The 12,067-nt window shown below is 56.3% G+C and carries 12 protein-coding genes; 5 read left to right on the top strand and 7 right to left on the bottom strand.

Annotated elements, in window-relative coordinates; all coding sequences use genetic code 11:
- Window positions 1–112: 112 nt before the first annotated feature.
- From E1958_RS01995 to ubiK, 7 genes are all read right to left on the bottom strand, one after another.
- On the bottom strand, window positions 113–565 hold the full coding sequence (locus E1958_RS01995; protein ID WP_207787550.1) for a Uma2 family endonuclease: 453 nt from the start codon (window positions 563–565) through the stop codon (window positions 113–115).
- Between the two features lie 154 nt (window positions 566–719).
- Window positions 720–986, bottom strand: coding sequence for a hypothetical protein (locus tag E1958_RS01990; RefSeq protein ID WP_133510383.1), 267 nt, complete (start codon window positions 984–986; stop codon window positions 720–722).
- On the bottom strand, window positions 979–1,212 hold the full coding sequence (locus E1958_RS21820) for a colicin E3/pyocin S6 family cytotoxin (RefSeq protein WP_133510512.1): 234 nt from the start codon (window positions 1,210–1,212) through the stop codon (window positions 979–981). The genes E1958_RS01990 and E1958_RS21820 overlap by 8 nt, the downstream gene beginning before the upstream one ends.
- A 22-nt stretch (window positions 1,213–1,234) precedes the next feature.
- Window positions 1,235–1,900: a hypothetical protein gene (locus tag E1958_RS01980; protein ID WP_133510382.1), complete on the bottom strand. Its 666-nt coding sequence runs from the start codon at window positions 1,898–1,900 to the stop codon at window positions 1,235–1,237.
- 27 nt (window positions 1,901–1,927) lie between these two features.
- Complete coding sequence (gene glgX, locus E1958_RS01975; protein ID WP_133510381.1) at window positions 1,928–4,018, bottom strand: glycogen debranching protein GlgX; 2,091 nt, start codon at window positions 4,016–4,018, stop codon at window positions 1,928–1,930.
- A gap of 342 nt (window positions 4,019–4,360) precedes the next feature.
- Window positions 4,361–5,881: a YifB family Mg chelatase-like AAA ATPase gene (locus tag E1958_RS01970; RefSeq protein ID WP_133510380.1), complete on the bottom strand. Its 1,521-nt coding sequence runs from the start codon at window positions 5,879–5,881 to the stop codon at window positions 4,361–4,363.
- Entirely contained in the window at window positions 5,878–6,192 is a 315-nt protein-coding gene (gene ubiK / locus E1958_RS01965; protein ID WP_089726847.1) for a ubiquinone biosynthesis accessory factor UbiK, read from the bottom strand. Before ubiK ends, E1958_RS01970 begins: the two co-directional genes overlap by 4 nt.
- A gap of 717 nt (window positions 6,193–6,909) precedes the next feature.
- Here ubiK and E1958_RS20030 point away from each other — a divergent pair.
- The 5 genes from E1958_RS20030 to E1958_RS01945 all read left to right on the top strand — a co-directional run bounded on the left by E1958_RS20030 (window position 6,910) and on the right by E1958_RS01945 (window position 11,696).
- Window positions 6,910–7,071 (top strand): hypothetical protein, encoded by a 162-nt coding sequence (locus tag E1958_RS20030; protein ID WP_165741516.1) that lies wholly within the window; start codon window positions 6,910–6,912, stop codon window positions 7,069–7,071.
- Between the two features lie 57 nt (window positions 7,072–7,128).
- A complete protein-coding gene (locus E1958_RS01960) occupies window positions 7,129–7,467 on the top strand; it encodes a P-II family nitrogen regulator (protein ID WP_089726844.1) in 339 nt (112 codons plus the stop codon).
- A gap of 33 nt (window positions 7,468–7,500) precedes the next feature.
- Window positions 7,501–8,778, top strand: a complete 1,278-nt coding sequence (locus E1958_RS01955; RefSeq protein WP_133510379.1) for an ammonium transporter — start codon at window positions 7,501–7,503, stop codon at window positions 8,776–8,778.
- A 355-nt stretch (window positions 8,779–9,133) separates the two neighbouring features.
- Entirely contained in the window at window positions 9,134–9,712 is a 579-nt protein-coding gene (locus E1958_RS01950) for a hypothetical protein (protein ID WP_133510378.1), read from the top strand.
- A gap of 19 nt (window positions 9,713–9,731) precedes the next feature.
- Window positions 9,732–11,696 carry a S41 family peptidase gene (locus tag E1958_RS01945; protein WP_133510377.1) on the top strand — a complete coding sequence of 655 codons (1,965 nt, stop codon included), beginning with the start codon at window positions 9,732–9,734 and terminating at the stop codon, window positions 11,694–11,696.
- Window positions 11,697–12,067 lie beyond the last annotated feature (371 nt).

Here is a 12,067-nt window from a genome sequence, read left to right as displayed (position 1 = left end):
AGCGATCAGCAGCTAACTTAATGGCATTGAGCTACAAGCCGCTCCATAACCTCCCGGTGCACGCAACAATGATCCAAGTCTAGTTCCTATGCAATCATCAGGGATCCAACAGTTAGCTTCTAAAGACTTTTGTGAAATCAACTTTTACTCCTTCACTTTCCACTATTTCCTCATGAAATAATTTTTTTCCTTCTTTATTTACCACGAAAATGCTTCTTCCATATGGCTCTATTGTCCACACAGTTTTAACGCCGGAGTTAACCAGAATTTTGGATTTTTCAAAAATTGCTTGAACACTTTGACTTGAAGAAATTACCTCAATCGCTAATATGGGTAAGTCTTTGATTTTTAATATATCTTCAAAAAAATTAGGTTGTATTTTTTCCTTTTTAAATACCGAAATGTCCGGTGTAAGACCCTTGTCTATATCCAGAGTCAACTCAGGTAATGGCTGTATGGAATTATCTTGTAATAATTGCCGCATTACTTGAACGCAAATATAACTATGGTTTAGGGAAGGCATTTCTTCCACCTGATTTTCCATAGCCTGAGTATTTTCAAGCATAGGGTTTTACCACTTGTAGTTACTTTAGTTTTTTAGACGCTGATGCAAGACCAACCCTCGCCCAAAGCTGCGCAAGCGAAGCGGCGCTGCTTTGAGACGATCAGCTGGAGCCTTTTGTTTAGCACACCATTCTCCCTCATCGGAGGCATTTAATTTAACGTTTTATCCGGGCCACTGATCTGGTAGCCAATGATAATGCTTCATCGAGAAGTTCTGAAATGTCTTTTTCGTAACGATGTGCATTTATAATATACGGAAGCACATCGGGATCAGCTATCCACAGTGAATACTCTGATCGTGACATCCCTAAATAATGATGTAAAGGTAGCTTGCTTGTTCCTGCGTGCCAAGAATCCACAAAATCATCGATATCATCAAGCAGCACCTCACCGTTGATGCATTTTTCAATAAAGCTAGACATCGATTTTTCTCCCTTTTACTGCTTCTTTGATCATAGCCCCATGTATTGGATCAATTACACCTAGATGGTGCCCACGTTTATTAAATACCTCGATTTCTCCATGCAGGTGGTCCCAGGTATAGATACGCTTTCCGTCGAAAGACCTCCACCTCTTTTCTCCAGAAAAAACGCCGAGATATTCACATGAATCCAAGAATGATGGCTTAGGTATCGGCACCGGCGCCATGTAAATCCCTCTATATCTGTCGCTAACGGTCGGATTCAATCGCCCTCGATGGCTTGGTCGGGCTTCCTGTCTTCTCCCCTGCCTTGATAGAGGCATCGCTCAAATCTTTGTAGTATGTAAAGAAGGTCTCAGCGATGTGACCGTAGAACAGGATGCCTCGGTTTTGGTGTTCGGGTCCCATTTTGGGAAAGGTGACAAGGGCAATATGTGTCTTGTCCGATAGCTGTGCAAATATCCCGTCAATACTCGTGAAATGTTCCTGCGATGGAACCATCACGATCTTGCTGTTTGGAACAAATTCTTTGAGAACCGCTTCTACTTTCTTGATGTCTTCTGACGAGCAGACTCTGTCTGTCGTCAGACGGGTGAAGGACGCCCCGGGAGGCAGAAGCCGTGACAGGTCTTGCTCACCGTAGGTAGTGGGGTTTTCCCGAAAGCATGTGCCTATCACCTCTCCCGCCGCGTGTTGGTACACATGGTTTGCGATCTTGAAATTCTCGGTGGGACTGCGGGAAAGGAAGTAATAGCCGTCGAAGGATTGCACCGACTTGCCGAGTTTCGCGATTATCCGGTGGGCTTGACCGGTCAAGCCGGCTTTCTTCTTTTTTCTCCATTCCCACAGGCGGTCAAGACCGAAACCGGCCAACAGCATGACAATGCCGACCACGCTATTCACGATCCAGTCCATCTAATTCTCTCCTAAGCTCAACCCCACTCAGCGGCCTTCCAGCACTACCAGGGCATGGGCGGCGACCGGATAGCTGTTCTCAGGCCAGGGTTCCTGTTCGTCCTTGGGCAGGATGTCCATCGGCGTCGCGCGGGCGGTGTCCAGCGCCAGATGCCAAGTGCGTCCATCCAGCGCCTGCAGCGCGAAGGTCTGGGACGCCTTGCCCATGTTCATCAGGATCTGCAGGTCCTCTTCGCCCGGCCCCGTACCTGCCAGGGTGAAGCCCAGGCTGTGGCTATTCGGATCGTCCCACCGCGGAGGTCTACCCTTGGGACCTTGCCAGCTGATGTCCGGCAACGACGAGCCTTCTCGCGGCTGCCCGCTCAGAAAATACCGGCGTTGCAGGCTCGGATGGCGTTTGCGAAAGGCGATCAGCTCCCTGACGAAGCGCAGCATATCCCCGTTACGCTCGAGAAGCGCCCAGTCGAGCCAGCCCGTTTCATTGTCTTGGCACCAGACGTTGTTGTTACCGCCCTGGGTGCGCAGCACCTCATCACCGGCCAATAGCATGGGAACGCCCTGGCTCAGAAACAGCAGGCCCAGGAGATTTTTGGCCTGGCGCTTACGCAAGGCACGGATCTCAGGGTCGTCGCTCGCGCCCTCGACCCCACAGTTCCAGCTCAGGTTATGGCTGCAACCGTCCCGATCGTCCTCGCCGTTGGCTCGGTTGCACTTGCGCTCGTGGCTCACCAGGTCCTGTAAGGTAAAGCCGTCGTGGCAGGTGATGAAATTGACGCTGTTGATGGGGAGGCGCAGGTTCGCCTGATAGAGGTCGCTGCTGCCGGCGATGCGGCTCGCTACCTCACCGATGTTGCCGGGGTCGCCGCGGATGAACTGGCGCAGGCTGTCGCGGTAACGCCCGTTCCATTCCATCCAGCGGTAGCCGGGAAAGGTCCCTACTTGATAAAGCCCCGCCGCGTCCCAGGCCTCGGCGATGATCTTGGTGCTGGCGAGCACGTCCGATAACTCGATCCCCCACAGCAGAGGCGGGTTGGGCAGGGGCTGGCCCTCCTCGTCCCGCGCCAGGGCGCTGGCCAGGTCGAAACGGAAGCCGTCCACGTGCATCTCGCGTACCCAGTACTCCAGGCATTCGATGATGAAGCGGGCAACCATCGGATGGTTGGCGTTGACTGTATTCCCACAGCCCGTAAAGTCCAGGTAGATGCTCTTGTCGATCTGATCGAGGATATAAAAGGTTTCATTACCGAAACCTTTGAGGTTGATGACCGGCCCGCCGCCGTCGCCTTCCGCGGTGTGATTGAAGACCACATCCAGGATCACGCCGATCCCGGCCCGGTGCAGGGCCTTGACCATATCCCGGAACTCGGTGCGGTGGGTGCCCGCTTCAGGTGAGGTGCAGTAACCGGGATGCGGCGAGAAAAAGCTGTGCGTACTGTAGCCCCAATAATTGGTCAGCCCCTTGTCCCAAACCTGCTCGGGTACGTCCTGTATGTCGAAGGCCATCACCGGCATCAGTTCCACATGGGTGATGCCGAGGGATTCCAGATAGGGGATCTTCTCGACGATGCCGGCGAAGGTCCCCGGGGAGCGAACGCCCGCGGAGGCGTGGCGAGTAAAGCCGCCCACGTGCAGCTCGTAGACGATCATCTGCTCGCCGGGCAGATACAGGGGGATATCTTCCTCCCAGTCATAGTCATCCGCGAGCACCACCGCCCGTGGTGAGTCGTGGGGTTTGACGCCCTTGCGTTGGCGTTCCCAGCGGTCCCAGCTGTCGGTGGTCACGGCCCGGCCCCAGGGGTCGACCAGCTCCACCCGGGGATCGAAACGCCAGCCCTGGCCTTGGGGGTCGTTGGGGCCATCCATGCGCCAGGTATAGTGGGTCCCCGGCGGCAGACCCACCACCAGCACATGCCAGGAGAAGAAGGTGTGATTGATTTCCGGGTCCAAACCGATAATTTGGAAGGGCTCCGGGCTGCGGGCGTTCTCATACAGCAACAGCTCGGCACCCGTGGCGTGCCGGCTGTAGACAGAGAAATTGACGCCTTCATCTCCGACCGTCGCACCGGCTGGATGACGGCGGCCGGGACGGGTCTCGTAAGGACCGGATGGTCTGCTCATCGCGAGCTCCGAACAGGGGTCAACGAAGGATTGCGAAGTATATCACGAGACGCCGGTGGCCCCGATCGAGGCGGGACGGACCATCAGGGCAAGTGCGTATAAACCTCTCCGGAGACCTCGCTAAATCCCTTTTTAATCCGCAGATTACGCAGATTATTTCGTTTTTCGGTAGTGCTCAATATGGAGTGATCGTGTAGTCATCCCATCGAAGACGGAAAAGACTCAGTAGCGAGTTCATCACTACACATTAGGCACTACCCGTTTTTCATCTGTGAAAATCTGCGTAATCTGCGGATAGATTTTAAAGCTGTCGTTACCAATCATTCCCCGGGCGCATAATGGTCAACGCATCGGACCGGCCCGGTCCAGTTTGCGGTAGCCGATCGCCTCGCTCAGGTGCGGGGTCTCGATACGATCGCAGGCCGCCAGATCGGCGATGGTGCGCGCCACCTTGAGCACCCGGTGGTAGGCCCGGGCGGATAGTCCAAGCTGTTGGAGGGCTTGGCCCATCAGCTGGCGGGTGGCCTTCCCCAAGGGACAGGTGCGGTCGATCTCGCTCGGGGTGAGCGACTGGTTGGATTTACCGGCGCGACTGAGCTGACGCTCACGCGCCAGCTCCACCCGGGCCCGTACCTGAGCGGAGGTCTCGACGCCATCCGCCGCGGGCGCATTGAGGTGACCGGCACTCACCTGCGGTACCTCCACGTGCAGGTCGATGCGGTCCAGCAGGGGTCCCGAGATACGGGCACGGTAGCGGGCCACCTGCTCGGCGGTGCAGGTACACCGTGAGCCGGCGTCACCCAGGTAGCCGCAGGGACAGGGGTTCATGGCGGCCACGAGTTGGAAGCGGGCGGGGAACTCGGCCTGGCGGGCGGCGCGGGAGATATGGATGTGGCCGGACTCCAGCGGCTCGCGCAACGCCTCCAGCACCCGCCGGTCGAACTCCGGGAACTCATCGAGGAACAGAATCCCCTGATGGGCCAGTGAGATCTCCCCCGGGCGCGGGTTGCCGCCGCCACCGACGAGGGCGACACTCGAGGCCGTGTGGTGGGGGGCACGAAACGGGCGCCGGCGCCAATCTCGCGGGTTGAAGGGTTCGCGTCCGCTCACCGAACGCACGGCCGCCGCTTCCAGGGCCTCACCCTCGGTCATGAGCGGCAGGATACCGGGCAGCCGGTTGGCGAGCATAGATTTGCCGGTCCCTGGGGGGCCGAGGAACAGGAGGCTGTGGGCACCCGCTGCGGCGATCTCCAGGGCGCGCTTCGCCTGCTCCTGACCCCGGACCTCCGCCAAGTCCGGATACTCGACCGCGGACGGCGCCAGATTCGGGCGCTCGAATGGGGACAGCAAGGCGGTACCGTTAAGGTGTTCGCAGACCTCAAGCAGGTGTTCCGCAGGATAGATGGTAAGGCCGCTCACCAGGGCCGCCTCGTCCGCGTTCTCGCGCGGCAGGATGAGCGCCCTTCCTGCATCCCGCGCCGCCAGGGCCGCCGGCAGGACACCGGTCACCGGGCGCAGGTCCCCCGAGAGGGCGAGCTCTCCGAGCAGCTCCAGACGGCCGTGCAGGTCACACTTGAGCTGACCGGATGCACCCAGGACGCCCGCGGCGATGGGCAAGTCGAAGCGCCCGCCCTCCTTGGGCAGGTCCGCCGGGGCCAGGTTGATGGTCACGCGGCCGATGGGAAATTGGAAGCGGCTGTTGAGCAGGGCGCCACGCACCCGGTCCTTGCTCTCCTTTACCGCCAGCTCGGGCAGGCCGACGATGGATAGCGCCGGCAGGCCACCTGCGAGATGCACTTCCACGGTGACGGCCGGGGCCTGGATTCCCTCCCGCGCTCGGCTATTGAGGACACAGAGACTCAAGTGGACCCTGGGACCGACTCGCTCGGGGACTCGCCCGAGGTGGACTGCCGTTGCAGTCCCTCACCGGAACCGGACCCTTGCTCCAGCTCCGCCACCCGCGCCTCGAGCCCTTCCAACTTCTCGCGGGTACGCGCGAGCACCGCCGCCTGGACATCGAACTCCTCGCGGGTGACCAAATCGAGTTTGGCCAACCCCCCTTCGAGGGATGCCCGCAGATTGCGATTGATGTCTTCCTGCAACGCCTGTAGGCCCTTGGGGAGGCTGTCGGAGAGGCGTTGGGCGAGGTCATCCAACTGTTTGGGGACCAACATATAAAGGAACCCTCGCGGCTTGTTGTCTGAACCCTATTATACACCCAACATCCGGGCGTCTTTCGGTCCCGCTACCAGTCGCTGGCAGGGGAGGGTGGGCTGTGCCCACCAGCTGCCGGCTGTACCCACCGACGGCTCACTCGGTTCCGATAAGACCGGGAGATAGTTTGAACCGCAAAGGCGCAAAGGACCCGGGGATAATCGCCGGCTTCCAATAGTTGGAAACCTCAACGAAGAGAAGAAACTACGAATCACGCGAATCGGATTCGTGCGATTCGTCGCTTTTCTTCTTAGAATCCGCAGATTGCGCAGGTTTTCGCAGATTAAGAATTAAGAATGAAACAATCTGTGAAAATCTGCGTAATCTGCGGATAAATATAGACTCATCCGGCTCCGATGAGACTGCAGAACAGCTCAGGTCGGATTTGAATATGGGAAAAACAGAGCCGTTGGACACCTGCAGGGAGTGCCCCTCCGGAAAACCTTTGCGCCTTTGCGGCTCAAAAATAGCTAACAGCCGGCGACTGGTCGCTGGAAGCTATAGCCGATGCGCGCCCGCCTTGAGTGCATCAGACCTTGAATGCACCAGAATGGTGCAACGATGTGGGGAAATTACACAGAGTGTTCGATCAGAGTGCACATCAGACCCTTGTGAATTAACGACATTTGCCACTCAGTATCGTTTTTCAGGAACAGCCGGATAGGTTGGCATACTAAGTGCAAAAAACCGCTCTATGGATTACCTTGTGCCATGCCTGTAGCCGGTATCGCCGCTGTGTCCCCGGAGATACCCTCTGCTCCAAGAGGCTCGAAGGGCGCGGTCCTGGCAGCACCGGGGTTCCCCATGACTTCAGCGCCGACCTGGCCCTGATTACTTGACCATGCATTCCGAGGCGGTCCCGATACGGCCGTCCTTTACCACGGAGTTTTCCATCAATGAAGCTAGTTACAGCCATCATCAAACCATTCAAGCTCGACGATGTGCGCGAGGCCCTCGCCGCTCTCGGCGTTTCGGGAATAACCGTCATCGAAGTCAAGGGCTTCGGCCGCCAAAAGGGGCACACGGAGCTCTACCGCGGCGCCGAATATGTCGTGGACTTCCTGCCCAAGATCAAGTTGGAGATTGCCGTGGATGACCCCCTGGTAGATCAGGTCATCGAGGCCATTACCAACACCGCACGCACCGGCAAGATCGGCGACGGCAAGATCTTCGTCTTCGATCTCCAGCAAGTCATCCGCATTCGCACCGGCGAGACCGGTCCGAACGCCCTTTAGGCATCAGTCGTATCTTCAAGAGGATTACCCAGAGTGGAACCGCTAACCAAAGTAACCGAACTCGCCTATGCGCTCGATACCTTCTATTTTCTCCTCTCCGGCGCTCTGGTCATGTGGATGGCCGCCGGGTTCGCCATGCTCGAGGCGGGCCTTGTCCGCGCCAAGAACACCACCGAGATCCTGACCAAGAACATAGCCCTGTTCGCTATCGCCTGCACCCTGTACATGCTCATGGGCTACAACATCATGTATCCGGGCGACGGTTTCGCCGGCGGGCTCATCCCAGGCTTCGATCTGAGCTTTATGTTCGGGGGCGACCACTCCGCCGAGAAGGTACTCGCCAGTAACGGGGAGACCTATTATTCCGGTATGGCCGATTTCTTCTTCCAGGTGGTATTCGTAGCCACGGCCATGTCCATCGTCTCCGGCGCGGTAGCGGAGCGTATGAAGCTGTGGGCCTTCCTGCTGTTCGCCGTCGTCATGACCGGCTTCATCTACCCGGTACAGGGCTACTGGAAGTGGGGCGGTGGCTTTCTCGACGAGCTCGGCTTCAACGACTTCGCCGGCTCCGGCGTCGTGCATCTGTGCGGCGCCTCGGCAGCCTTGGCCGGCGTGCTCCTGCTCGGGGCGCGCAAGGGCAAGTATGGTAAGGACGGGTCCATCAACGCCATTCCGGGGGCCAACATGCCGCTGGCTACCCTGGGTACCTTCATTCTCTGGCTGGGTTGGTTCGGCTTCAACGGCGGTTCGGAGCTCAAGGTCTCCGACATTGGCGAGGCCAACGCCGTAGCAGCGGTGTTCGTCAACACCAATATGGCCGCCGCCGGTGGTTTGGTGGCAGCCCTGATCACGGCGCGCATACTGTTCGGCAAGGCGGACTTGACCATGACCCTGAACGGCGCCCTGGCCGGTCTGGTGGCCATCACTGCCGAGCCCCTGACCCCAGTGCCCCTGTTGGCGATCCTCATCGGCGCCGTCGGTGGCCTGATCGTGGTCTTCGCCATCATCACCCTGGACAAGCTGCGCATCGATGATCCGGTGGGCGCCATCTCCGTCCACGGTGTGGTAGGCATGTGGGGCCTGCTGGCGGTGCCCATCACCAACGAGGAGGCAAGCATCGGCGCTCAGCTCATCGGCCTCGGGACCATCCTGGGCTGGGTCTTCGTGACTTCCTTCATCACCTGGTTTATCATCAAGCTCATCATGGGCATTCGGGTGAGCGAGGAAGAAGAGTGGGAAGGCGTGGATATCGGCGAATGCGGACTGGAGGCCTATCCCGAGTTCGTCGGGGCCAAGGGGTCTGCGACTTAAAACCTATCCCCTCGGCAAGCGTGGAGCGGGGCCTGCGGGCCCCGCTTCGGAGACAATGCCGTTAAGTTAAGCGTTACCGGTCGGCGAGAAAGAGGAAAAACTACGAATCACGCGAATCCTCGCGAATGGATTCGCGCGCTTCGTAGTTTTCTCTTCCGCATCCTTGACCTGCCACGACAAGCGTCTGCGTTCCGGCGGAGGGGGTGTTTTCCATGTCAGTACCTGATGGGTTTGTCCTATATATTGGCAACATATACAGGCACTTGCAAACAGGCAAGCAGATTAGGCCTCACTTTCGACGTATTTTCTCACGTCGTTTTTGAGGTCTACTTGTAGTTAGGCCAATAGAAAACGAGTGAATGAAGAAGCTTCAGATGAGCTGCCGCGTGAGGCAGCGGAGGAAATATTAATCCTCTATAAGACGGTATTTGAAAGCAAAGATAGGCCAGGTCAATTATTGAGGCTGCATGCATTAACTGAATGGTATATTGAGCGAATATTATCTATGTTTTTGAGGAAACCAGATATAGTTATAAAAGATTCACGTTTTACATACAGCCACAAATTGAAAATAGTTCAAGCCCAAAATGGTTTGCCAGATCGAGTATTGGATGCCTTGCGAAGATTAACAAAATTAAGAAATGAATGTGCTCATAGTATGTACCCTGTTATCTCAGATGAAAACATTATCGATGCAGCCCAACCAATAAAAAAGGAATTTAATCTTACGGTTAGAGACCGAGAAAATGATGGACTCGAACATGACGCCTTCCATACATATGTGTGGGCACTTTTTTCTGAGCTTAGTTTGGCTGTCGTGCCGTTAGAAACAGCTTATGATGAATTGTTTGGAGAAAATTCGAGCAATCAAAAAGACACCCACTTTAGTTTGTCGGAAGCAACAAAATTAAAACACTACCAACTTTTGAATTAGATCGAAGGAGAAACGAAAAATGAGTAAAAAAACGTCTACCTTCCAAGGGCGTCATGGGCTTGGGGCAGTGCAAACAATCGCCGATTTTCGGGCTATCTCCGATGCGCAACCTAACTTGACTTCCAGTGATCGCCAAATATTGGTTGAGCAAGCGGAAATCCTCATCCGGGACCTTTATGTGCATCTACCGCTCAAGCGGGCAATGCACGCGGTGGACCCGGTGCAGCGGCTTAGGCTCTTGCACAACAAGCTGGAAACTCTCTCCGAGCGGGAATTTCATGCGGACCTGCTTGATATTTTCAAGGATCTAAGGGACCTACATACGAACTACTCGCTGCCAGCCCCCTATCGGGGTCGGATTGCCTTTATTGGCATCCTGATTGAAGCCTATGATGAAGGCGGGCAAACTCGCTGGATGGTTTCCAAAGTTGCGGACCATCTTGTGACCGATCCTGAGCTACAGCCAGGTGCTGTCATTACGCATTGGAACGGCGTGCCCATGGATCTGGCCGTGTGGCGCAACGCCAACAAAGAGGCTGGCAGCAATCGGGCAGCTCGCTATGCACGTGGCCTTGAGAGCATGGCCCTGCGGTTCTTGGGGGCGTCCCTGCCGCCGGACGAAGACTGGGTTGATCTGGTCTACAGAACCGACAACGGTCTCCATGAAACTCGGTTGGCTTGGCAGGTATTTGAGGGTGTATCCGATTTACTTGGTGGGGCTCCTGACGCAGGAGGCCTACTCAAAGATTTGCGTACTCCACTACGGTATCAAGTGGGGGTGGATCAGCGGACCGAGTTGATGCGGCAAGCCAAGAAACAGCTCTTCGCCCCGGCTGCCATGCGCGAGGAAGTTCGTGTGGCCAAATATGAAGGAAAGGTACCTCGGACCACCGCTGCCTTCACTGAGGCCAACATTATTCCCACAACCCGCCCTGACGATCTGACTGCCAGGCTGGTTCAGACCGCTAGCGGCACTTTCGGATTCCTCAGGTTGTGGACCTTTCATATGAAAGATAGGGATGTTACAGCATTTATTGTGGAGATCATGCGGCTCTTAACCGAGGAATTCCCACCGGAAGGGTTGATCATTGATGTCCGTGGTAATGGTGGGGGTTACATTATCGCGGCTGAGTTTCTCCTCCAGTTTCTGACCCACAGAAAAATCGAACCTGAACCGACTCAGTTTATTAACACCCCGGCCACCTTGGCTCTCACTGCGAAGGTGGCCTCTATGAATGATTGGCGGAAGTCGCTACTACAAGGGATAGCCACTGGGGCGTCTTACTCCAGCGGGATTCCATTGTCACAGCCGAAGGTGGTCAACAGCATCGGACAGCTATACCACGGTCCTGTGGTGCTCATTACCGACGCCTTCTGCTACAGCGCTTGCGATATGTTCGCAGCTGGCTTTCAGGATCACCGAATCGGGAAGATACTTGGTGTGGATACCGCCACCGGCGCCGGTGGGGCCAATGTTTTAACCCACGAAGCACTAGCTGATGATTGGATCGGCGGGCCACTTCGGCCGCTACCGGCCGGGGCCGGAATGCGGATTTCCCTACGTCGCACGCTACGTGTCGGCGAACGGGTTGGTCAGCCTGTGGAGGATTTGGGCGTCGAACCTGACATCCTCATTCCCTTCAGCCGCGATGATCTGCTAGAAGGCAATCGCGATCTGTATGATCGGGCCGGTGAATTCCTGGCCCTGGGGACACCTCGTGTACTCAAAGCCGAAGTTACAAGTGTACAGGGCCAAACCGCCATGATTAACCTCACCACGTTGAACATCTCTGAGGTTGATATTTATGTTAATGATCGACCGCAAGCCTCGGTGAATACGTCTGACGGGGTGACATCATTGTCGATCCAGCTTCCTACGGGTGGAAGGAAAGTGCGACTCGAGGGATTCGAAGATGGAGACCTGGTAGGGGCGCGACAGATTAAGCTTCTTCTCGACACCGAAACCACAGAGAGCCCGCGATGACCGCTCCCCGCTCGGTTCTTGTTTCCCTTGAGATACCCCGTGGTATCACTGCGTATGCCGTTGCGTGCGTCGTGCCTTCTTGTGTGGCGAGGACCCGTTTTCAGGCCTGAATTTCGACCACCGCCGCGGCTGGATGATCAGAAAAGGACGCCCACTTTGTTTCAGAGATAAGGAATCGGCCGATTCTCTGCGTTCTCTGTGTCCTCTGTGGTTTAAACTTCACAGACTGGCCAACTGAAAGGACATCCACTTTGTTTGACATCTTTCCCACTCCAAGTTAAGCTCCTTCCTGACACCAAGATCACAGGAAATCTGCCATGACCACTCCCCGCTCCGCTCTCGTCTCTCTTGAAGACACCCCTTGGTATCAT

This window comes from Candidatus Thiosymbion oneisti (genome assembly GCF_004359955.1).
GTDB lineage: Bacteria > Pseudomonadota > Gammaproteobacteria > Chromatiales > Chromatiaceae > Thiosymbion > Thiosymbion oneisti.
Note: the sequence above shows the minus strand (reverse complement) of the source record. Positions and strands in the feature narration are given on the sequence as shown.

Coding starts and splice junctions, on each gene's coding strand:
- ubiK (WP_089726847.1), bottom strand. CDS start 6,192: ATGTTGGTCCCCAAACAGTTGGATGACCTCGCCCAACGCCTCTCCGAC.
- E1958_RS01945 (WP_133510377.1), top strand. CDS start 9,732: ATGAGTAAAAAAACGTCTACCTTCCAAGGGCGTCATGGGCTTGGGGCA.
- E1958_RS01990 (WP_133510383.1), bottom strand. CDS start 986: ATGTCTAGCTTTATTGAAAAATGCATCAACGGTGAGGTGCTGCTTGAT.
- E1958_RS21820 (WP_133510512.1), bottom strand. CDS start 1,212: ATGGCGCCGGTGCCGATACCTAAGCCATCATTCTTGGATTCATGTGAA.
- E1958_RS01980 (WP_133510382.1), bottom strand. CDS start 1,900: ATGGACTGGATCGTGAATAGCGTGGTCGGCATTGTCATGCTGTTGGCC.
- glgX (WP_133510381.1), bottom strand. CDS start 4,018: ATGAGCAGACCATCCGGTCCTTACGAGACCCGTCCCGGCCGCCGTCAT.
- E1958_RS01960 (WP_089726844.1), top strand. CDS start 7,129: ATGAAGCTAGTTACAGCCATCATCAAACCATTCAAGCTCGACGATGTG.
- E1958_RS01995 (WP_207787550.1), bottom strand. CDS start 565: ATGCTTGAAAATACTCAGGCTATGGAAAATCAGGTGGAAGAAATGCCT.